The sequence below is a fragment of the Catenovulum adriaticum genome (genome assembly GCF_026725475.1).
GTDB classification, from domain to species: domain Bacteria; phylum Pseudomonadota; class Gammaproteobacteria; order Enterobacterales; family Alteromonadaceae; genus Catenovulum; species Catenovulum adriaticum.
Genome location: NZ_CP109966.1, coordinates 364,522 through 387,078 on the forward strand (window position 1 = coordinate 364,522; position 22,557 = coordinate 387,078).

17 protein-coding genes are annotated in these 22,557 nt (G+C 39.1%); 7 read left to right on the forward strand and 10 right to left on the reverse strand.

Going from position 1 to position 22,557, the window contains the following annotated elements; all coding sequences use genetic code 11:
- Positions 1-7: 7 nt before the first annotated feature.
- The 5 genes from OLW01_RS15115 to OLW01_RS15135 all read left to right on the forward strand — a co-directional run bounded on the left by OLW01_RS15115 (position 8) and on the right by OLW01_RS15135 (position 3,173).
- Positions 8-625: a cytochrome c oxidase subunit 3 gene (locus OLW01_RS15115; RefSeq protein ID WP_268076341.1), complete on the forward strand. Its 618-nt coding sequence runs from the start codon at positions 8-10 to the stop codon at positions 623-625.
- Between the two features lie 3 nt (positions 626-628).
- On the forward strand, positions 629-1,012 hold the full coding sequence (locus OLW01_RS15120) for a hypothetical protein (protein ID WP_268076342.1): 384 nt from the start codon (positions 629-631) through the stop codon (positions 1,010-1,012).
- A complete protein-coding gene (locus OLW01_RS15125; RefSeq protein ID WP_268076344.1) occupies positions 1,012-1,935 on the forward strand; it encodes a cytochrome c oxidase assembly protein in 924 nt (307 codons plus the stop codon). Before OLW01_RS15120 ends, OLW01_RS15125 begins: the two co-directional genes overlap by 1 nt.
- On the forward strand, positions 1,932-2,285 hold the full coding sequence (locus tag OLW01_RS15130) for a c-type cytochrome (protein ID WP_268076346.1): 354 nt from the start codon (positions 1,932-1,934) through the stop codon (positions 2,283-2,285). Before OLW01_RS15125 ends, OLW01_RS15130 begins: the two co-directional genes overlap by 4 nt.
- A 165-nt stretch (positions 2,286-2,450) precedes the next feature.
- On the forward strand, positions 2,451-3,173 hold the full coding sequence (locus OLW01_RS15135) for a c-type cytochrome (protein WP_268076348.1): 723 nt from the start codon (positions 2,451-2,453) through the stop codon (positions 3,171-3,173).
- A gap of 101 nt (positions 3,174-3,274) precedes the next feature.
- On the opposite strand, the gene OLW01_RS15140 is transcribed toward OLW01_RS15135, so the two are convergent.
- The 6 genes from OLW01_RS15140 to OLW01_RS15165 form a co-directional block, all read right to left on the reverse strand.
- Positions 3,275-3,445, reverse strand: coding sequence for a hypothetical protein (locus OLW01_RS15140; protein ID WP_268076350.1), 171 nt, complete (start codon positions 3,443-3,445; stop codon positions 3,275-3,277).
- A gap of 115 nt (positions 3,446-3,560) precedes the next feature.
- On the reverse strand, positions 3,561-5,276 hold the full coding sequence (locus OLW01_RS15145; protein WP_268076352.1) for a thiamine pyrophosphate-dependent enzyme: 1,716 nt from the start codon (positions 5,274-5,276) through the stop codon (positions 3,561-3,563).
- Complete coding sequence (locus OLW01_RS15150) at positions 5,273-6,970, reverse strand: FMN-binding glutamate synthase family protein (protein ID WP_268076354.1); 1,698 nt, start codon at positions 6,968-6,970, stop codon at positions 5,273-5,275. Before OLW01_RS15150 ends, OLW01_RS15145 begins: the two co-directional genes overlap by 4 nt.
- A gap of 112 nt (positions 6,971-7,082) precedes the next feature.
- Positions 7,083-7,808, reverse strand: a complete 726-nt coding sequence (locus OLW01_RS15155) for an endonuclease/exonuclease/phosphatase family protein (protein WP_268076355.1) — start codon at positions 7,806-7,808, stop codon at positions 7,083-7,085.
- A gap of 14 nt (positions 7,809-7,822) precedes the next feature.
- On the reverse strand, positions 7,823-10,033 hold the full coding sequence (locus OLW01_RS15160) for a VTT domain-containing protein (RefSeq protein ID WP_268076356.1): 2,211 nt from the start codon (positions 10,031-10,033) through the stop codon (positions 7,823-7,825).
- Positions 10,034-10,595: 562 nt separating this feature from the next.
- On the reverse strand, positions 10,596-11,210 hold the full coding sequence (locus OLW01_RS15165; RefSeq protein ID WP_268076357.1) for a hypothetical protein: 615 nt from the start codon (positions 11,208-11,210) through the stop codon (positions 10,596-10,598).
- Positions 11,211-11,529: 319 nt separating this feature from the next.
- On the opposite strand from OLW01_RS15165, the gene OLW01_RS15170 reads away from it, so the two are divergent.
- Both OLW01_RS15170 and OLW01_RS15175 read left to right on the forward strand, forming a co-directional pair.
- The gene (locus OLW01_RS15170) at positions 11,530-12,906 is read left to right on the forward strand and encodes a c-type cytochrome (RefSeq protein WP_268076358.1); all 1,377 of its coding nucleotides are present in this window, start codon (positions 11,530-11,532) and stop codon (positions 12,904-12,906) included.
- 2 nt (positions 12,907-12,908) lie between these two features.
- The gene (locus tag OLW01_RS15175; RefSeq protein WP_268076359.1) at positions 12,909-14,363 is read left to right on the forward strand and encodes a PQQ-dependent sugar dehydrogenase family protein; all 1,455 of its coding nucleotides are present in this window, start codon (positions 12,909-12,911) and stop codon (positions 14,361-14,363) included.
- Between the two features lie 199 nt (positions 14,364-14,562).
- Here OLW01_RS15175 and OLW01_RS15180 read toward each other — a convergent pair whose 3' ends face one another.
- The 4 genes from OLW01_RS15180 to OLW01_RS15195 all read right to left on the reverse strand — a co-directional run bounded on the left by OLW01_RS15180 (position 14,563) and on the right by OLW01_RS15195 (position 22,451).
- Positions 14,563-15,567 carry a LacI family DNA-binding transcriptional regulator gene (locus tag OLW01_RS15180; RefSeq protein WP_268076360.1) on the reverse strand — a complete coding sequence of 335 codons (1,005 nt, stop codon included), beginning with the start codon at positions 15,565-15,567 and terminating at the stop codon, positions 14,563-14,565.
- 119 nt (positions 15,568-15,686) lie between these two features.
- The gene (locus OLW01_RS15185) at positions 15,687-17,069 is read right to left on the reverse strand and encodes an MFS transporter (protein WP_268076362.1); all 1,383 of its coding nucleotides are present in this window, start codon (positions 17,067-17,069) and stop codon (positions 15,687-15,689) included.
- A 270-nt stretch (positions 17,070-17,339) separates the two neighbouring features.
- Positions 17,340-19,979, reverse strand: coding sequence for a glycoside hydrolase family 5 protein (locus tag OLW01_RS15190; protein WP_268076363.1), 2,640 nt, complete (start codon positions 19,977-19,979; stop codon positions 17,340-17,342).
- A 99-nt stretch (positions 19,980-20,078) separates the two neighbouring features.
- Entirely contained in the window at positions 20,079-22,451 is a 2,373-nt protein-coding gene (locus OLW01_RS15195) for a glycoside hydrolase family 2 TIM barrel-domain containing protein (RefSeq protein WP_268076364.1), read from the reverse strand.
- Positions 22,452-22,557: the final 106 nt, after the last annotated feature.

Below are 22,557 nucleotides of genomic sequence, written 5' to 3' on the forward strand. Positions count from 1 at the left end.
CACACAAATGAATAATGAACAACAGGCCACGAACGCAGATATAGATGTATCTAATTTCTCTCGTCATTTAAATGGCAGAAATGCGCCTATTTGGTGGGGCATCATTGGCTTAATTTTGATTGAGCTCAGCGTAGTGTCTGCTTTCACTGTGACCTATCTGTACTTATATATGCAACATCCACAATGGCCCCCTAATGATATTGAGTTGCCTCCTTTACTAATTCCTACTTGGTCAATGATTCTCATGTTATTGAGTTGCGTGACCATGTATCTTGCGGGTAAATCCGTTGAAAAAAGCCAGCCAAAAGGTTTTGTGATTTATACATTCGCATCTGTCTTTATGGCTTTATTAGTTCTGTGGATACGCTGGGGTCAGTTCGACAATTTTTCAATGAGTTGGAATGAACACGTATACGGCTCACTATTATGGACCATCTCAGGGTTTCATTTTATCCATATTGTCTCTGCTGCGATTGGCACGGCTGCAATAGGTTTTTTCGGTGTTGCAGGATTTTATACGAAGCAGCGACAAATTGGTGTGGTGGTCGATACCATGTACTGGAACTTTGTTGCCCTTGCATGGCTACCATTTTATTTTGTGCTGTATTATTTTCCTAGGTTTTAAATAATGATTAAACCCGCTTCACTTAAAAAAATTGGCGCTGGATACCTATGGCGTTTTTGGTTTATTGCCATCTTGGCTTGGGCACTGCAATTATTTGCTAGCTACGCGCTGGTAGAGTGGCATTGCACCCGCCCCCGAGCTTTTGATGAATTAACGTTGCAGTTACTCGTGGGTATTTTAACAATCGTATGCGTGGTAACTGAGCTTGGTAATCTGTTTTATGCATTAGGTTATTATCGGCTTCTTAAGAAACACAACAATAGCCATTCTCGCGAGATATTTATGGCAGCAGGCGCTATTTTAATGAGTGGTTTTCTTGCTGTGGCAATTTTTGTTCAGGGTTGGCCAAGCTTAATATTGCCGGCGTGTCAGAGCGCAGGAGGATAATGATGCAAATTCGAATATTAATTTTGCTAATAAGCATGCTGCCTAATTGGGCATTTGCCCACGTAGTGCATATGCCCTTATCCGAACAATACCGCTTTCTTAACATAGATCCTGTGGCGGCATTATTACTGCTCATTATTGCTGTTTGTTATTATCGTGGCAGTCGCAAAATAAGTCAGCGACTTGATTCCAAACAACAAACATTTCGCAAGCATATGCACTGGTTTTGGTGGGGTTGGTTCACACTACTTATTGCTTTAGTTTCGCCAATAGATGCCATTGGTGAAGAGTTATTTTCTGTACACATGATTCAACACGAAATGCTGATGATGATAGCCGCGCCTTTGCTGGTATTATCACGTCCCGAACAAAGCGTTTTGCTTGGCGGTAAAGGAATGATGACCTCTATTTTTCATCTTTTAACCGGGCGCTCGCCACTGATACTCAATTTTTATCGAAAACTGGTCACACCGCTTTGGGGATGGGTGATACATTTTTTAGGGCTTTGGCTATGGCATTTACCCGTGCTGTTAAACGCGAGTTTAACTAGCACTTGGGTACATAGCTTACAACACGCCACATTTTTACTAATCGCATGGGTATTTTGGTATTCAATTTTCAGGCTTGATAAGTCTCACTCGATGGCTGCGGTTGTTTCATTATTCACCACTGCTATTCACGCTAGTTTATTAGGGGCTTTGCTCACGTTTTCACCAAAAATTTGGTATAGCCCTTATGCTCATACTACGCAGCAATGGGGTTTAAGCCCTATTGAAGACCAACAATTAGGAGGGCTTATCATGTGGATGCCAGCAGGAATTGTTTTTATTGTAGCGGCACTCGTAACTTTGGCTCGATTACTAAGTTCTAACAACCAAAATCAACAAGCTTCAAACGAAGGATTTCTAGGTCGCAAAAAATGAATATTTCAATGCGTGCTTTCACTATAATTACATTAGGTATCACTATTAGCCTGAGCTTGGACTGTGTGGCTAGGGAACACGTAGATGATGGCCAAAAATTAATGATTAGCAAAGGGTGCAGCAGTTGTCACCAATTAGCCAAATTACCTTCAGCCAAAGGATTAGTAGGCCCGCCCTTAGATAATATGGCCTTGCAAAGTTATATAGCGGGTGTGCTACCTAATAGCCGTGAAAATTTGACCAAGTTTTTGCTTAATCCGCAACAATTTCATCCTGATACCGCGATGCCAAAACCTGAAATTACTCAGCAAGAAGCGCAGCGCTTAACTGATTACTTATGGAAAGATTAATTTTTGCCTATGACTCGAACACTCCTCATTAAATTTAACAAACGATTTTTTTCAATAACGGCTTTGGCTTTTGCTTTAATCGGGGCGGTGCTGTTCAGTCTGGTTTTTTTTGGAGCTTATAATGTCTCCGCACTGACAGGGCACACAAGCCCAGTATATAAATTTTTGGATTATACGCGGATCCAAGCAATAGATGCACGTATAAAAGATCAAGTTCCAGATTTATCAACTTTTGATAAGCAAGAAACTGCCGTTAAAAGTTATGAGCAACACTGTATATCATGCCACGGTGCGCCCGGTGTCGCGCCTGAACCTTTTTCGTTGGGCATGATGCCGGCACCAAGCGCGATTGTTCGCGTCGCTCGTCAGCGTTCACCCGCTGAACTTTATTGGGTAATAGAAAACGGAATTAAAATGTCAGGCATGCCTGCTTGGAAATACCGTTTAAGCGGTCAGGAAATATGGCAATTAGTTGCCCTAATTAAGCAGCTACCCAAATTATCAAAATCTCAATATGCTCAACTAGCAAAACAGAGGAATACACCTAATCAGACAGCTTCGCATGTAAGTGAAACGGCATTTGTTTCCGCCAGCGAAAGGAATAACGAAACCCTTTCTGGGCAAGTGGCGCTACAACAATATAACTGTAACAGTTGCCATGTTATACAAGGTATTGCATCGGCCATTTACCATGTTGGTCCCCCGCTCAATAATATGGTTAACAGGCGATTTATCGCTGGCACATTGCCAACCACTCGTGAAAATCTAGTTAAGTGGATCATGAACCCACCTCATTTTAAGCCTCAAAGCTTAATGCCCAACTTACAGGTTAAACGGCAACACGCTGAAGCTATGGTTGATTATTTATATGAAATTTCAGATAAATAGCAGTTAACCACAGCAAATAAAAGCGATACCATTTGTTTAGCTTTGTAGCCAATCCACTTTATAATCTAATTTAACTTAAACATGTAAACATGCGTGTATGCTCACTTAGCCTTTTTCTTGACGTCTTCATCGTCTTTAAGATCTTTTAAAAATTCTTCAAGAGCTGAGCCGGGATCTTCTTCTCCGGCTATCGACTCAATGGCTGCCTGAGCTTCATCATGATCAAGCACTTTGTCGTGTTTCTTGTCGGTATGTTTCGGTTGACTGGTCATTGAAAATTACCTCTGTTTATATAAACAATCATTTGCTTGCTTCTTCACACAAGCTTGCTATTAACCTTTTAATTTGTTTGGCTAATTCACTTTAAAGTATGATTCCAATCAATCATTAACGCCAAAAATTATTCCTAAGCAAACTGTAAACATCACTGGTTTTGCCATTTAATACGGCTTTTAAACCAAATAATGCGGTAGAGGCTACATGTTCAGCCTCAATTTTGGGTGGCATCACTAACTCCATATTGTTCACTTTAACATCTAAAAGTGCTGGACCATCATGTTCAAGCCATTCTTGCATTGCACTTTCCAACTCGTCAGCTTTTTCTACTCGTGCACCATATAAGCCACAGCTTTTTGCCAATAAACTAAAATCTGGGTTTTTCAGCTCGGTATAAGCATCTAGCATCCCCTCAACGCGCTGTTCCATTTCTACAAAGCCGAGCGTTCCGTTGTTAAATACCAATAGTTTAACTGGCGTATTTTCTTGTACAAGTGTGAGCAAATCGCCCATTAACATGCTCAAACCGCCGTCGCCGCACATGGCTATTATTTGGCGTTCGGGGTAGGCCTTAGAAATACCAATGGCCTGCGGATAAGCATTTGCCATAGTACCGTGCAATAAGCTGGTTAAAAAACTGCGTTCTCCAGTAGCCTCTAAATGCCGTAACAGCCATACCATAGGCGTGCCACCATCAGCGGTAAAGGCTGCGTCATTATCAGCTAATTTATTAAGTGTTTGGGTTAAAAACTGCGGATGAATCAAGCTATTATCAGGCTCGTTGGCACGGTCGAAATAAGCTTTATTGTCCTCTTGCCAGCGTTTTAACATTTTATCTAAAAAACCTCGTTCGCTGCGCGGTTCAAGCGTTTCTAAAAGCGCATTAATCGTGTCACCAACGTCTCCTTGCAAACCTAAATGTATTGGCGTACGTCGTCCAAGGTTTGTCGGATTTATATCTATCTGGACAATTTTAGCGTCTTCTGGATAAAACTGTGTGTAGGCAAAATCAGAACCCAAGCAAATAAGAAGATCGCATTCAGTCATTGCCTCAAGTCCGGAGCGGTTCCCTAAAATACCTGTCATTCCGACATTGTAAGGATTATTAGGCTCAACGAATTCTTTAGCTCGCGTGGTGTGAGCCACTGGCGCTTTTAAGCATTCCGCTAAAGCGATTACTTGATCGTGAGCGTGGCGCGCACCAATACCAGCATAAAGCGTTATTTTCTTTGCTTCAGTTATTAGCTGAGTTAATTTTTTTAGCTCGCTATCTACTGGGCGAACAAGTGTTTTGGGCCGATGAATGGCCCAAGGCAAGTCATCAGCGGTATGTTCTTTAAACATATCGCCATTAACCACAATAACAGCGACTCCGTTACAGGCAAGAGCGGCTTGTGCCGCCATTGCTGTAACACGGCGAGCTTGCTCAGGATGAGAAATTCGTTCACAAAAAAATGAGCATTGTTCGTAAATTTTTTTCTGATCTACCGCTTGAATGAAGTTAAACCCCTCTTCAGCGCGATCAATGTTAGAGGCAATCATAACCACAGGGGCACCATTTCGATGGCTCTCGAAAATACCATTAATAAAATGCAAACTACCTGGGCCTGTGGTACCCGCACACACCGACAATTCTTGAGTTAAATAAGATTCGGCCCCTGCAGCAAAAGCACCAACTTCCTCGTGGCGCACGTGCACCCACTGAAGTTTCGATTTGCTTATATGGCCGGTAAGGTGATTAATGGTGTCGCCCACTATTCCGTAACAACGTTTTGCGCCTGCATTAACGAGCGTATCAACAATAACTTCAGATACTGTTTTTTTCATAGCATGCTTCCTTGTTTTTCAGCTTGTGTATTTTTGTCACGCATAGGTGCCAAATCAATTTGAGGTGCAAAGCTGTCTGCCGACGCGGCCTTCCACCACTCTGCATAATAAGTTTCTTCCGGGGCATCCAATAAAATGTTTTTGGGTAGAAAACTATAAATGCGGTCAATCATTTTTGAATCGGTATCCCCTAAACGGTGAATAATATGATGAGGCTGTAAGTCACGGGGATGAGTTACCCCCGTGGAGGCGATAATATCGCTTAAACCTACCAGTGTTTTTTGATGAAAACGGGCCGCACGCTCAGCTTGGACATCGACCACTAAACCACGTTGGCGACCAGGATCTTGAGTGGTAATACCCGTAGGACAAGTACCCAAATGACAGCGCTGAGCCTGAATACAACCAATAGAAAACATAAAAGCACGAGCTGCATTACACCAGTCAGCTCCTATGGCAAAATTGCGTGCCAGTCCTGTTGCTGAATACACTTTACCACTGGCGGCCAACCGCACCTTGTCGCGTAGTCCCGTACCAACTAATGCGTTTCGTACTGTAATTAACCCTTCTGTAAGCGGCATGCCTACGTAGTCTGATAGCTCTAAAGGCGCTGCACCTGTTCCCCCTTCGCCACCATCGACAACAATATAATCTAAATAAATGCCGGTTTTGTGCATCGCTTTCATGATGGCAAAAACTTCATGAATGTGTCCCACGCACAATTTAATACCCACAGGTTTTCCTCCCGAAAGCTCTCGCATTTTAGCGGCAAATTCTAATAACCCAATAGGGGTCGAAAATGCCGAATGAGCGCGCGGTGATTGACAGTCTTCATAAGCTGTAACCTGTCGAACTCGAGCTATTTCTTCGGTAACTTTAGCGCCAGGTAATAAACCGCCATGCCCCGGTTTGGCCCCTTGGCTGAGTTTTATTTCGGTCATTTTAATTTGTGCTTGGCTTGCTCCTTCAGCAAAGCGAGAAGGGTTAAAGGTCCCGTCATTATTTCTACAACCAAAATAACCAGAGCCAAGCTCACACACTAGATCGCCGCCGTGTTTTTGATGGTACGGACTAATACCACCCTCACCTGTATCCTGGTAAAAACCACCAATTTTTGCACCTTTATTTAACGCTTCAACCGCATGCGCAGAAAGCGCACCAAAACTCATTGCAGAAATATTTAAGATAGATGCACTATAAGGGGTTGAACTCTGCTCATTACCGACACTAACACGCGGGTTTTCATCTGGATTTTCAATCGGAATAATGGAGTGGTTGAGCCATTCGTATTCAGGCGAGTTGGTGTTAAGTTCAGTACCAAAAGGTCGAGTATCAGTTTTACCTCGAGCTCGGGCGTGAACAAGATCACGAGCCTTTAAACTAAAGGGTTTTCCCTCTAAGTTACCCTCAACAATATAAGAACGAAGATAGGGGCGCAGATCATAAAAAATCCAGCGAATACGCGACGCCAATGGAAAGTTTCGGGTTAATGTCCATCTAGTTTGGTAGTGATCAAAAACCCCTACGATGAATAACGGTAAGGTAAACACCAAGCCTATTAACCACCAAGGATTCAAAAAAGCACAAACGATAAAAATAACGCTTAAGATTGCTACGCTAACTAATAAAACCGAGCGTTTAAGGCTATCAAGAAAGCCTTTTAAGCTTTGTGTACTAGTACGCGAAGATGCCATAAAAGGTAATGCTCCTTATTTTTATCAAAACAGCTTAATCGTCTTTAAGCGTTCTAACCGTTTAATATGCAAAAGTTACCCTGAAATTGCCCGCATTATTCAATACCTCAAGCTATTTTAAACGCACATTTTCAAGTGGAAATTTAAGCTCAGCCTGTATCGGAAAATGATCAGAATACACCTTAGTTTCGGGGGTTTTTAATACCTTAGCTTGCTGCACTAAATGACTTGGCTGACACCAGAAACGATCCAATTTAAACAAAGGAAAACGATTAGGAAACGTTGCACCTAAACTCACGGAGCGTAATTGCCGATTAATCCTACGTAAACTGCGAGAAAACAATTGCCATTCATTAAAATCACCCGCAACTAAAAATGGCACATCGTCGACATTTATTAAATTATCTACCACAGCTTCTAATTGAGTAAATTGTGCCAATCGTTCATATGATTTTAAGCCCTTATGGGTATTTAAAATACGCAGTTGATGGCCATCTATATTAAATAGGACATCCTGAATGTTTCGTGGCTGTCGAGTATCCACACTAATATCAAGAGAACGCTGGGAAAGATGTGAAAAGCGCGACAAAATTGCGTTGCCATACCAACCTGACTCGGTAAAAACAGCCGGCGATGCGATAAAGTCAGAAAAATAACCCGCTTTAAGGTAGTCTATTTGAGCTTCTTTATCTAAATCTGGATTACGTAAATCCATTTCTTGCAAGCAAACAATATCTGCTTGTTGTTGTGCTAGAAATTGACCGATTCGACGATAATCAAAAATATCGTCAACCCCTACGCCACTATGTATATTGTACGAAATAATTTTTAATGACATTAGTAAATAGGTCTCTATATTTGGTCTTGCATTTTAATAGGTGAAGATTTGTCTTCTTTACTCGGCTGTTTTTTTGCTTGCCGAGCCTGCCAATAATTCACTAGGCGTTGCGACCCGTAAGCTAATAAAAACCAAGCGATTATACCACCGACCAAAAAGCCAATATGTTTAGGGGTTGGATTTCGGAATATATCCGCAATAGACCCACCAACAACGGCTTTAACGATCATTGGCGGTAACATACCTAAAAAGGTCCCAGCTAAAAAATGCATTAATTTAATAGATGAAATGCCTGCTACTAAGTTAATCAAGCTAAATGGCGCGATTGGAATCATCCTAATAACAGCCACCCCAAAAATGCCATTTTGAGCAAACTTTTTATCAATTTTATTTATTCTTGGACCCGCCAAATCACGTAAGCCCTTATCACCCATCAAGTTCCCTATTAAAAATAATACCGCTGTACTAGCCATTACACCCGCCATCCCGTAGACCACACCCCAGGTAGCGCCAAAAACCATGGCAACAGCTAGGGAAAGCACTGTTACCGGAAAAAATAAAATACCCGCAATAACGTAAATACCAATCACGGCAAAAAACGCCCACGGGCTATCACGCACAGATGTGAGTAACGATTGCAAATAATCTTTGCTCATCCAGTCAACATTTTGACTCAATAAATATCCCCCACCAACCAACAAGGCAATAATAACAATAGCCGCTGTAATCAATAATCCACTTTTACTTGGATTTGGAATTGAAAATCGTTTGCCATTTGGTAAAGGGATTGAGGGAACTATTGGCTCTTGCGGATCGCCAATAGGGGTTAAAATTTGTTGCAAGCTTTGATCAGTAAATATTTGGTCGTCGGCCTCTTTGAGGCAATACGCATACTTTTCTTTGCATTGGGTAAGCTTACCAAATGTGTTTTCGCCATCTATGAAAGTTTGAACTTCATCTACCGACCAGCCCGAGTGCTCGCTAATAAGATCATTTCTGAACCATGCTATTTGCTCTTTGTGAGTATTGTTAGATGCCGCAAAAATCAGATCACACTCTGTATCTAACGACATCGAACGATTCGTTAAATTAGAAGAACCAATCACAAAGTGTGTATTATCAATGACCATCACTTTAGCATGAACACGTTTTTGTCCTTTAATTCCGTCTTCATTGGTTGAGCCTGAATAAGCAACAAGTACTCTTTCATCTTCGATACCGTTTTCTAGGATTTGTTTAAAATCTATGCGTCCAGCCCAATAAGCTTCTGTTTCCACTGCACCTACTGGTTGATAAGAACTCACTAACAATACACGTAAATTTGGACAAGCCTTTAGACGTGCATTTAATGCTTCAGCAATTTCACCCCGGTTAGCAAATTGATTTTCTATATAAATGAATTCTTCTGCTTGTTCAATTAATGAAAGCAGCATTTTTCTGACTTCTTGCACAGGCTTTACATCGTCCATAAAAGGCACAGTCTGTGACACTGCACAATCAATATTTTCCAAAATAGGCGTTACACTTTTTGGCCAGCAAGAAGGAAGGCCCTGCGTATTTTCTTGCGCAGTTAATTCGGTAATGTGTTTATGTTTCTCAACTAATCGATTCCATCTCCAACGTACTAGCTCAGACAATTTTTTCACAATAGGGCCTGTAACCGCTATTTGAACATCGTGAAATGGCCCATAACGCCCATCGCCATCGTCACGTTCTGGCTCATTTATGCGGTGTTCACGTGTATCCCAGCGGTGAACGGCAACGTCCATACCACCCGAAAACGCTAATTCATCATCAATAATCACTATTTTTTGATGCTGACTTCCACCCATCGGAATGCTGCTGTCTAGCACTGTATGGACATTACTTGGTGTTTTCTCATCCCAAACTTCTTTGGCCCAAACCTCTCGCATTCCAAAAAAAGCGAGCGAAGAATCCCAACGTAATAAATACACCTGTAAATCTGGGTTCTCTTTAGCTTTTAAAGCGATAAGTTCACTAATGACTGAGGGCAACTCAGAAGCTTTTTCTTCATCTCCTCTGAGCAGACGAATTCGACTATCGATGTCCCACCCAACAATAAAAATACTACGCTGTGCTTGTGCAATTGCTTCGTGCAACGCTCGATAGTAATTTGCATAGTCAACAATAGGAGCTGCGTATCGTGCGGTACTTTTAGTCGTGTAAATATCTTCTTGATCAAAAATCGTTTCAGCGCTATTCATTTAGTAAATATTTCCCGTTTGCTAAGTAATTATTTCATTTTTTTTAGCTGGTATATCTGCTAGCCATTAGAAATAAGCTTCGCATGCTATTTAATAAAACTTTATTGATATAGATAGCAATTTTAGTGCCGATGTAAAAAGGGGGGGGGAACAACAGCCAAAACCGGCACTGTCTGGCACCCTGTTCAAATGCTGCGTTCATGAGTCAGAAAAGTAGAATAAGGGAATAAGGGAATAAGGGAATAAGGGAATAAGGGAATAAACAACATTAAGTAATCATACAAAGCTATATAGAAGATATGGGTATTTGTTGATCCCGAAAATATACTTGATTGGACTTAGGTATCTCAGACAACTTAGCTTGATTAATAAATCTAACTGATGACTTAACCTAGTTATGGACAAAGCTAAGGATAACAGCCTACCCTTGTCATCAACATAAAAATTAGCGCTATGATGGTCATGCTAGAATAGGCTCATTTTCAAACCAGTGATTTTAATTACTTTTCAAAGTTTTTTATAAAAAAATCAATAATGTGTGATTAATACCTAGATTAAATCACTACAAGTAATTTTCGAGCCAGCTATTAATTTCTTTTTGGTTTCGCTTACCCGTTAAGTTTTTGGTATGAATATTTGTTGGATTAAGGCATAAATCTTCATTGTCGTCTCTTCCAAAACGAAATTCTCTCACTGCGCCGACTGGCTGATCTTCAGAACCATATAAACCAATTACGTAAAGTCTTAATGTGTGATCTTTTTCTATGATGGATTGATCTTGATTTTCACTTGTGAGACCAATAACACGCTGGATAATATTATTAAACTCGCCCATATCTCGATAAGCGCCGCCTTTAAGAGGACCTTGCACTGTGGTACTTGTATGTTTATCCCCATGAGTTATCTCAAGATCTGTAACTGAGCACCTATATGTTTTTTGTTTCGTAATTAGCTCCGCGATTACGAGCGAAACATATAATGATTGTTCGCTCATATTACATATTAAACAACGAGACTTTAATGCTGTGCCTAAACTTTGATTAATCAGTATTTTAGGCCTCATTTTGCGGCGATAATCACTCAGTAGTAGTTGAGCATAGAGTAACCAAATTGCTAACATGCCAGCATTAATCAATACAGATAATGGTCCTTGATACTCTGAAATCCAGCTTAACATGATACCTCCAGTTATCTTAGTCAAAGCAAATAGTTTAACTTTTTTTTTGTTAATCTCAAGCGGTACAAAGCTAAATCGTCATGTTAGGTAAAATGACTGTAAGGTCTTAAAAGTCATATAATTTTAGTTGGATTAATGACTAGCGCTCTCATATTAAGATCTGCATAGCTCAAAATTTAACTTAAAATAGCAATCTAATAAATAAACATGATTTTAACTTAATGAAATAAAATGTTATATCTACTGCGTCAATCGTGTATCATTTAAATGTTAACTATTAAATGTAATAGTGAATTATTAATTTATTCCGGAGATAACCGTGGTAGTTTTTAACACATCATTTTATAAAAAAGCACGCACTATTAAGCTTTTGGCTGGGTTAATGGCTGTCAGTAGCTGGGCTGTTCAAGCTGATTCATTGAGTAATGATATAAAGCAGTTAATCGAAGATCCCAAAGCCCTGTCAGCTGGCAAACAAACTTTTGAAATGGTATGTGCTGCTTGCCACGCTAAAGATCTAAGCGGCGGTACGGGTTTTAATTTAAAAGATGAAGAATGGATACATGGTGATAAACCGGCCGAAATTTATCACAACGTATTTAATGGTTTTATTGATCAAGGTATGCCTGGTTTTGGTGCTATTTATCAACCCCAACAACTCAAACAAGTTGTGGCTTACGTACTCTCAAACCGACAAGGTTTGGCTAACTTACAATACCGCATCTATCCCGTTACCACTGAAGAAAAACAGTCTGACTATCATTTACCGGTTAATGCTAAACCAGCAAAATCAGGGCCAGTGCCAAATAATTTAATTGATTTTGCTTTGCCTGAAATTCAAAATTTTGTGCTTGAATTTGAAGGTACTTTATATACACCGACAGATGTTTCTCGTTTGCATGCCACCACTAACTACAAACATAGAACTGAGTTATTTATCGACGGCGAAAAAGTGCCCATGGATATGGACCACTGGCAAAAAAGAGTCTGGACGCTAAAACCCGGTAAACAAAAGTTTTTATTGAGATACTATCGCATTGGTCAAGCTAAAAACCTGAATAAAAAAGTGAATTTTTTTGTAACCAATGAAAGTATGACCCAGAAGCTATATGGTATTTCAGTATCGGGTAAGCAGTTTTTAAGTAACGCGACTATACCGCTAAAAGCCGACCAGCATGCTCGATTAGTTCGTAAAAAAGTGGTTGATTTACCTACATTTTCGATCTCGGTTGGTCTACCGAAACAAGTTAATTATGCCTTTAATACACGAACTTGCTCTATTGTAGGTATGTGGACTGGCGACTTTATAAACGTGGGGCCCAATGTTGAAGGTCGCGCACGAGACGGTTCTGTTATTTTGGGAGACTGGGTATTTAAAAATCCTCAAGTCATTTCTCCCATTGCCGAAACTAGATGCCGTTTTGAACAATATCATGTAAATGAAAAAGCGCCTGAATTTATTTTTTGGCACGATAATACAAAGCTCAAGATGCGCGCAACTGGCGAAAACGGTAATAGCTTAACATTGAACTACCAAGTGATATCTGGAGATTTAAACAGACTGACTAAGTGGCAATTACCTAAAGGCGATAACTTTAACGTAAATGTCCAAGGCGGCAGTATGAACAATCAAGCGTTAATATTAGATAAAAACAGCCAGCAATGGCAGATAAAAATTAGCAAAAAGGCAAATTAATCATGAGCATTCGAGTAACTAAACTAGCGACTGGATTAGCTTTGTTAGGGATTACATGGGTAATGCCCTCACAGGCCGCCAAAACCACTTATATACCGGATGGCTATCGTATTGAAACCATTAAAACACCCAACGATGTGCGTTTTCATGTCACTGGAATGGATTCAAATCAACAAGGAACGCTTTTTGTTGCAACGCGCTTTGGGGATGTTTGGCGTTACAAAAATGAACAATGGTTAAAAGTAGCAGAAGGCCTACATGAACCAACAGGCCTGCTATGTGATGACGATGGCAGCTTAGTCGTTGGGCATAAACCCGAATTGACCCGTCTAATTGATGATAATGGCGATGGGATTACCGATCGTTATATTAACATGGCCAGTCAGTGGGATTTTCACGATAATTATCATGAGTTTAATTTTGCCCCAGTGAAAGATAAAGCCGGTAACTACTATGGCACTTTAAACCTTGGTCATGGCGTCCCTGATTCATTAAGTATTGGCGCAATGGACACAGCTGGCGGTTATCGTGGTTGGGCATACCAAGTTAATAACAAAGGTAAATTTGTGCCTTATGCTTATGGTTTGCGATCACCAGCCGGAATAGGAATTAGTCCAGACAACGAATTATTTTTTACAGATAATCAGGGTGACTGGGTTGAAACATCTAAACTACATTTGCTGAAAAAAGACGCTTTTTATGGACACCCAGTTAGCTTGCGAGATCACCCTGACTGGACGGTTGAGAAAATTTTAAAAGAGAAAAAGAATTTCAAATTATTTGATGAAATGCGTGAATACCCGGTCGTTTGGTTTCCACACTTAGAAGTTGCGAACTCACCTGGTAACCCGGAATGGAATATAACAAAAGGCCAATTCGGACCATTTGAAGGACAAATTTTTATTGGTGATCAAACGCAATCAAATGTGTTTCGCGTGATCTTGGATGAAGTAAATGATGTTTACCAAGGCGCCGTTATCAACTTTATCGATGGTTTTCAAAGTGGCAATATCCGAACAGAGTTTGATAATAAAGGTCAACTTTGGGTTGGTCAAACAGCAAGAGGTTGGTATTCAAAAGGCGGTAAACCTTTTGGCTTACAAAAAGTCGTGTGGGATGGTACAAACCCATTTGAAATACTCAATGTTAAAATGATTAAAAGTGGATTTAAAGTCACTTTTACAGAAGCCATTACTCAGTCATCTGCTGATAATTTGACCTTAGATATTATCGAATGGGGATACGAATACACCAGCCGATATGGCTCACCTAAGCAAGATGAAAAAAGGTTGCCGGTAAAATCACTTAAAGTGTCAGACGATCGTAAAAGCCTAGTATTTGAAACCAACTTAAATGAACGTAAAGTCGTTAAATTTCAAATCAATGGGCTAAAAGATAAAAAAGGACGCAGTCCAAGTGTGCCAATTGTTTATTACACAGTGAACAAAGTGAAATAAACAAAGTAATGTTGGGGGTAAATTTTACCCCCTATCTTCTGTACTTAATTTTTTACTTAATCTCTCATATTTAATAAAAAATCACCTCAACAGAGTTCGGATTTTAGCTGGATAATTGATTAAATATGGTTTTACCTAATTCATCTAACTTTAACAAGACTAGTGGATTTTTATTCCAGATTTCTGAGAGCGAAAGAAATCATTGAATGATAGAAACTGAATCACGCTCAACAATATCAGATAAAAATAGATGGGTACGATTTGAGACTGCTTTGCTTGTATCACTTAATTTAATCGCAAGCTCAGCTGCATAATGAGCCATTTCTTCTATAGGGTAATGCATAGTTGTCAATTTTGGGCGACAAGCTTTAGCAATAGACAAATTATCAAAGCCAATTACAGATACATCTTCTGGCACTCGAATTCCTGCATCGAATAAAGTATGTATAGCACCGATTGCCATTAAATCATTATAAGCAATCAAGGCAGTAAACTTGACACCTGTTGCTAATAGTTCTTTTGCAGCTTGCTCCCCTCCCTCTAAATTGGCAGTAGCTTCCCTAACAGCGTTTTTATGTAACTGCAATTCATTTGCCGCCAACGTGTCTTGAATACCCCTTAACCGAATTTCGGGATCGTTATTTTGATATATACTGGTAACGACAGCAAAGTCTTTATGGCCTTTGTCTACCAAATACTGAGTCGCTTGCTTGGCTGCTGACTCATTATCTAGCCAGACACAACGGTTTGCAATTTTAGGAATATAACGATTAATCAAAACCAAGCCTGGTATTTTTTCCGCTAAATCAATCAAGGTTTTTTCATCTGAATATTCGCTATGAAGAATAATTGCATCACAATGGTGATCTCGTAACGAGTTGATTGCATCCAATTCGGACTGGGTTTCATATAACGAGTTACTCATTATCAATTTATAGCTTTGATCTTTTGCTGCCTTTTCCACACCACACGCCAAAGTACCAAAAAATGACATAGACAATTTGGGAGTGACGACCCCCAGTGTGTTCGTGCTTCTTTTTACTAACGCTTGTGCATTCATATTTGGACGATACCCCAATTCCTCAATAACTTTTTTAACCCGTGAGCGACATGCATCACCAACGTGCCCACCGTTATGCACAACACGGGAAACTGTAGCGGTTGAAACACCGGCAACTTTTGCAACATCCTTGATTGTAACCATAAAAACCTCTGCAAATACTTGAACTAGGAATCAAAACCGACTGATAATAGCAACCATCTAGTATTATTATGTATCGCTATATCACAAATGTTATCCAAAAATAGCCAATTGGTAAACGTTTAACGCGGTATTTTCAAAAAACGTAATAATAACAGTCCAATCAACGCAAAAATAACGGTGCCAAAAACAAGAATAAGTCGCATTAATAATATGCTGATCTCATTTTGTTGAGCAGCTAAATCCGCATTAAACCCAATAATATTTAGGCTCACTCCAGCCAATATAATAGCTCCAGCGCTACTAAAATTATTAACCCAATTATACAAAGCCACAAAAACACCTTCTCGCTTAGATCCAGTTTTATATCGATCGATGTCTACTAAGTCAGCTAACATAGCAGGTATAATAATAGTCATTGCACTCCATATTGGTGCACATAAAATCGCATCTAGTAAAACCAACCAAGGATAATTTGGATTAAAAATAAACCACTTAGCAAAACCACCGAAAATGGTTATAACAAATACCCACTGTAATACATCTTTTTTTCCAAATTTTTGCGCAGCATAAGAAATTACCGCAGCACTAAAAATACCAAAAATAGCATGAACACTAGACAAACCGCCTTTTAGAATAGAACCTTGAGTTAAGTCACCATCATATAAATAATAAACAATCAAATAATAATCAAAGCTTGCTGCAAACGCAGCACCACATACCTGCGTAATACAAATACAAAATAAAATCAGTATCGGCTTGTAACTTAGTACCTCTAGAATGCTTTTTTTAAAGTTTGGTTTATTTAACAAGTATCGATCAGGTTTAACTTTATCATTATTTGCATTTTTTTCTTTCACAAACAAAGCAGGCAACATGCCTAAAAACCCAATGAAAAATAAACCCATTCCCCAACCTACAAAACGCACACCTACAAAAACACTGCTAAAGATAGTCAACTGAGTTAACGGAAACACCCAATGATAAACTAATGACGCTAACCTTACGAAGTATGTAGTAATTTCCATTATTTGCGTTCTTTGTTTGGGAACTGAGGTGATTTCATATGATAAACATGTTGTGGGAACCACCAAGAAGGTAACGCTGAAATGAAACAAACATGAGAAAGTAAAAAAATAAGCTAACTGTGCCGTTTCAGACCAAGATTCTGGCACCATCCAAATCATGCCAAAGTATACTGGTGACAAGCAAGATGACACTAGGATAAAAGGTTTTCTACGGCCAAATCGGCTATAAAATTGGTCAGAGAAATGTCCTACCCACGGACCAATAAAACTTGCCAGTAACACCGGAATTGTCATGGCTAAACTCAATAGAAACGGATCAACCGCAAGTGTCATTTGATAAAAAGGGATAGCCAAAATGCCAATGCCTTGATTCGCAAAAAATATTGCAAAAAAACCTAGACCTAAGGCATATTTTTGTTTTTTATCAATAACTTTAGAAAAGTTAGATTCATCGTTATAGTCACAAGGTTGAGTCAATTAATATCCCAGAAAAAAAATACAAGTAGCAAAGCATATAAAAGCCTTCAGTATATATTTACATACCCCCTAATTAATACTAACTATTCTGTTCATTTTAATCATATTTGACAATATATCTGCAACTTGATTTAGGCTTAAATCAATGTTTATAAATAATCTAAACATCCATTGTAAGCCTTTTTTGCCATCTCCTACACAAAGGAAAATAATTAATTTTCGAGACTCTAACGTTCGATTTTTCGACTTTAAAACTACGCAATAAAAAAACTAGCGTTTAATCAAACTCACTGATTCAATTTCAACTGCATGCCAGTTACTTAAGTTAGAATTTTTACTTGCATCAAACGAAAGCTGGAACCCCTGCATATCAGTTAAGTCATCTGTACTAAAAGTCTGAGATTTAACCTTATTAGCAGGGTAAACCGACGGCATAAACATAGGGTAAGCTTGAGGTAAAATTGTATCGACAGGTTTTAGTTTATTCAGCGGAATTAACACATATTGCCAATCTGTACCTATTTTCACGCTTGCACCGTAAGCCAACCCATGTTTATTTAATAATGCAAATTGAAGATGCTCAGCCACACTTGCCGATTTCGCTTTTAAAACCAAAGTATTATAACCAGTTAACTGTCTATGCTGCATTGCATTATCTTCCGCTAAGGTCGCTCTCAATAGCGGGTTATGGGTTTTATCTAAACCGTCAATCGATAATTGAATCGCTAAGCCATTACCCATTTGACCACTCACGTATTGCCACTGTGCTTTAGCTTGCGCCGGATATACAAACGCATTTTGTACCTGATTAGCATCAAATAAAGTAACAGGTGCATCTTTAAGTTTTAAATTGGTTTTATAATATAATGGGAAGTTATTGGTATTCTGCTTTGCAACAAAATTCCAATCAGACGGTTTACCTTTAATATGACCCGGTAAAGTCGTGGTTTGATTAGCTTGTTTTACCACAAACATATATTCTAATTGGCCAGCTTTATTCCAGTCTTGAGTATTTGGCAAGTTTAACTGATACCAATGATCATCGGCTTGTTGCATAGGTAGCGCGGTAAAGTCTCTGTGACCTTTGTATTTAACCCAAAGTTCAACTGATTCAATGGTTTGCTCGCTACTTACCTGAACTTTGAATACTTTTTTATCCGCTTGATTAATCTCACGCTGTGGCTGATGAAATACCGTAATTGGATGATGATGTGGAGTATTGTTAAGCTGTTTTATACTTAACTCTGGTAAATTAAAGTAAGTATCAATTTTTGCCGTAATATTTGAGTCAACGGACTGCTTTTTACTTAACAGATAAATACCGGGTTTAATCTTAAATTCAGCCGACTTTGCTTGTGTCTGAAAATTATTATTTTCATTCAGCCCTTTGATATAAAATGAATTACCTAATCCAGTTAGCTCTAGTTTCATATTTTGTTCGGTTTGAAACAAACGACGAACTTCACGATGTTCACTTGAGTTTTGGTAAGGATCTTCTATCAACTGCATATCTGGATACACTTCAAGCTGCCAAACACCACTATCAAGTTTATCTAAAAAATAAGCGCCGCTACCGCTGTATTGAACCGCTTTAGAGTTACTTGTACCGGCAATATGTTGCAGTTTTTTCGGATTAACCGGCTGGCTTTGAGTCGAGTTAGAATAATAAAAATGTGTGTCGCTGTTAAGTTCACTTAAATTATTAACCGGATCAATATTAAATTCACCAAACTGGTTATTTTGAGGGTAGCTTCCTGCATTTGCTAATCTTTGCTGACGAGTAAATACTTGGGCTGCAATCATTAAGCTAATCGCTTTTTTAGGTGTGTAAAGCAGGTTGAGATAATGGGTATTATACTCAGAGTTGGTATGCGCAATTACACTCGGATCATAAGCAAATTGTGTCGCCCACTGAAATCCCGCTTCGCGAAAACTTCGTGCCATAACAGGATAGGTGTAAGCATTGTCAATATCCGCCGCATCAAACTCATATACCATTTTGGCTTTATTGTCACAGGCTTTAATATCAGCAAATGGGTTAGTATAACGGGTAACAATCGGCAGCACATTGGAGTTAAAACGGCTGTTTTTAACTAATCCAGTTGGATACCACTGAAAAGCAACACCATCAATGCTGGTTTCACATAACGCTTTGGCAAAGTCAGGATCATAACCTTGTTCACTGGTGTTATAAAACAAAGGTTTTGTCACACCTGCATCTTTTGCTGTTTTAATTAGTTTTTCAATATACGCCGCACTTTTTTGCGGTGTAGCTGTATGTTTTGGCTCGTTAAATAATTCAAACGCAATAATATTTTCGTCTTGCTGGTATGTTTTGCCTGTATACGGATTGACATGATTTAAAAATTGAGTCAGGTATTTTTGCTGTGCTTTGATTGCCTCTGGGTTTTGATTCATTTGATACTTTTCATATAGGCTTGAAAAACCCGGCTCGGTTGGATCGGGTTCAGGCCAGCCACTACCCCACCACGAAATTGTGGTAATAACCACTTTTATATTTTTTTCAGCAAATTTTTTAACCGCATAATCAAATAAATCCAGATGATCGTTACCGTCTTTTAAGGTTAATAAATTACCCTGATGATCACTAATTTGTCTGTCCCATATATGGATTCGATAAGCCGTTAACCCCAAGCGGGCAATATGGTCGACATCCATATCAATCGCTTTTTTATGGTCTATTCCTGCGCGTTTAATCGCCCGATAACCATGTGCAAAAGGCACATTATAATTTACCCCAAACAAGGCAACTTCATCGCCGTTTGTCCATTTTAAAACGCCGTTTTCAACATAAGTTGGACTATTTGACGCCGCTACAGGCGCATTAAATACAAGCGCTGCCGCGCAAGCAAAAGAAAGCTTTAATTTAGAAAAAGTTTTTAATTTCATGTTGTAACCTCTGGTTGTTACAATAAAGTCACGATAAAAAAAGCTGAATCCAATTACCTAAATTCAGCTTTTTTATTCAAGTTCTCAACAATAATTTACTTAAAACAAGTTATCAGCCGTTGATACATTAAACTGTTTACTGGTTGCGGTAATTTTAGCTTGTTTAAAATCGCTGCCCGTTTTAATCACCGCAGTGGCAATGCCCTGCTCGGTAAACGGAGTTTGCGGATTAATCAGCTCAATATCACCTTGAGTGCTAAATTCAATTTCAACGCCATTAGCCGGAACCAAATTACCTTTATGATCCAACAACTTAGCGTATACAAATACAACATCATTAGCCGCCGCAGCAACTGTGCTGGTATCTAAACTCAACTCAACACTTGCAACTTTACCCGGTGTAGTCACCTGATGTGTTGCAACCTGTTTACCATCAATAAAGGCTTTTGCAGTTAAGCTGCCCGGTTTAAATTCCGCTAGCTTAAATTCAAACGGCGGATGTGGTAAATGAGTCGATAATTTATCGCTATTTGGCTGTTGTTTAGCAATTAATTTATCATTTAACCAAAGTTCAACTTCTTCTGCGTTACTGAATACTCGCACGTTAGTCGATGAGTTTTCTGTCCACTCACTGGCGATATGTACCATAGGACCAGACTGATAAGCATCAGACTGAATATCAGCATCACGCTGGCTTTGATAAAAGTAATAACTATATTTTGGCAACCGATAAATGCTCATAATACCCGAGGCTTCTAAATCGTCAGCGTAACCACGGTTATAATCAAACATCACCCAATAACCATCGGCAAAAGCTGGCACTTGCAAGTTATCGTTATGTGCTTCTTGCAAGTTAGTGGCTTGTTGCAATAATGGTTTTTCGCCGGCACTTAATAACTGTCGGCTGGTACGTTCGCTTTCTTTTAGATCTGCCCAGCTATCCTGATTTAAACCGGCATTTTGCGCATAGTATTCCCAGTCACCGTATTCAGATACATTGTAAGGATAGGTAGGGGTTTCGTAATGTTTCATTCTGTGCTGACGCGCTTGCAGATAAATATCGTAGCCTAACTGCCAGCCCGCAGAATAAGAGTTTGGATATTCATCATCCACCGCCTGATTAAACTTGGCAATTAACTCATCTTTCATCCAAGATTCGTTTAATGAGCATTCCCATGCTAATACACTGGCATGATTGCGATCACGACGGATCATATCGCGACAAGTTTGTACTACCTGAGCTTCAAATTCAGGTGTTTCATTAACGTACTGCCAACCTAAAATCGCATCAATTAATACCAAACCTAATTCATCAGCAGCTTGCATAAATGCAGGTGAGTGCGGGTAGTGAGATAAACGCACATAGTCAAAACCGGCTGATTTTATTTTCACTGCATCACGGTAATCTGCTTCTGGTGAAGTTGCATAACCTACATGCGGATATTCCTGATGACGGTTTACTCCACGCAAAAAGGTTTTTTCGCCATTAATTAACAGTTCATGTTTATCGTTAAATTTAAATTCACGAATACCAATTTGAGTTTGTTTGCTTTCAACTAACTTATCATCCTGCCAAATTTGAGTTTCTAACTGATATAAATTAGGGGAATTAGGCGACCAAAGCTGTGCATTTTTAACTAAAACTTGCTGATTAATATGCGCTTTTTGACCAGCAGCTAACTGTTTATTTTGTTTAACTTCAGCAACCACTTCACCTTGATAAACTAATCGCTGAACTAAATCAAAACTAGCCGCTTGCTGGCTATCATTGGCAATTTCAGTTTGTACATTTACTTTTGATTGCGCTTTAGCAACTTGCGGGAAAGTCACAAAAATACCACCACCGGCTTGAGTAGCTGACAGCATTTCATCGGTAATGTGGAGCGGGTTTTTAATCAATAAATTAACGTCACGGTATAAACCACCGTAAGTATTAAAATCTAAAATATCTAAAGGTTTAGGACCCGTAATATCACTGTCGGTATTATCCAACTTTACTAATAAGGTATTATCTGAACCTGCTTGTAATTTATCGGTTAAATCTAGCGTAAAAGGTAAATAACCGCCTTTGTGATGGCCAATTTTTTCACCGTTTAAATAAATATCCGCAATATTCATAGCCGCTTCAAAACGGATTAATACCTTTTTATTTTGCCACTCTGGCTTAAATTCAATATTCTTTTGATACCAGACATAACCCTGAAATTGATCATTAACCAATAGCGGTTCAATTTTTGGCGTATGCGGTAAACCCACAGTTTGCCAGTTAAGGGCTGTTAGCTTGTCATTCGCTAAATTTTGTTCGCTTTTAGCAAATTGCCAATTTTGATTAAAGTTAATTTTGACAGCTTGGTTTTGTATTTGCTGAACTTGAGTCGTATCACTGGTATTAGTAGAAGGCGTTGAGTTAATACAACCAGTTAAACTTGCTGCAACTGCAAGTGCTAAGCCATTATAAATAAGTTTATTCACAATCTATATCCTCATTACAACATTGCCAAATGGCAATTGGATTGTGTTAAAAACCTCAATAATATTAATTAAACTAAAAACAGGTTAATCAATTAAATCAATTGAG

Coding starts and splice junctions, on each gene's coding strand:
- OLW01_RS15115 (WP_268076341.1), top strand. CDS start 8: ATGAATAATGAACAACAGGCCACGAACGCAGATATAGATGTATCTAAT.
- OLW01_RS15120 (WP_268076342.1), top strand. CDS start 629: ATGATTAAACCCGCTTCACTTAAAAAAATTGGCGCTGGATACCTATGG.
- OLW01_RS15125 (WP_268076344.1), top strand. CDS start 1,012: ATGATGCAAATTCGAATATTAATTTTGCTAATAAGCATGCTGCCTAAT.
- OLW01_RS15130 (WP_268076346.1), top strand. CDS start 1,932: ATGAATATTTCAATGCGTGCTTTCACTATAATTACATTAGGTATCACT.
- OLW01_RS15140 (WP_268076350.1), bottom strand. CDS start 3,445: ATGACCAGTCAACCGAAACATACCGACAAGAAACACGACAAAGTGCTT.
- OLW01_RS15145 (WP_268076352.1), bottom strand. CDS start 5,276: ATGAAAAAAACAGTATCTGAAGTTATTGTTGATACGCTCGTTAATGCA.
- OLW01_RS15150 (WP_268076354.1), bottom strand. CDS start 6,970: ATGGCATCTTCGCGTACTAGTACACAAAGCTTAAAAGGCTTTCTTGAT.
- OLW01_RS15155 (WP_268076355.1), bottom strand. CDS start 7,808: ATGTCATTAAAAATTATTTCGTACAATATACATAGTGGCGTAGGGGTT.
- OLW01_RS15160 (WP_268076356.1), bottom strand. CDS start 10,033: ATGAATAGCGCTGAAACGATTTTTGATCAAGAAGATATTTACACGACT.
- OLW01_RS15165 (WP_268076357.1), bottom strand. CDS start 11,210: ATGTTAAGCTGGATTTCAGAGTATCAAGGACCATTATCTGTATTGATT.
- OLW01_RS15175 (WP_268076359.1), top strand. CDS start 12,909: ATGAGCATTCGAGTAACTAAACTAGCGACTGGATTAGCTTTGTTAGGG.
- OLW01_RS15180 (WP_268076360.1), bottom strand. CDS start 15,567: ATGGTTACAATCAAGGATGTTGCAAAAGTTGCCGGTGTTTCAACCGCT.
- OLW01_RS15190 (WP_268076363.1), bottom strand. CDS start 19,979: ATGAAATTAAAAACTTTTTCTAAATTAAAGCTTTCTTTTGCTTGCGCG.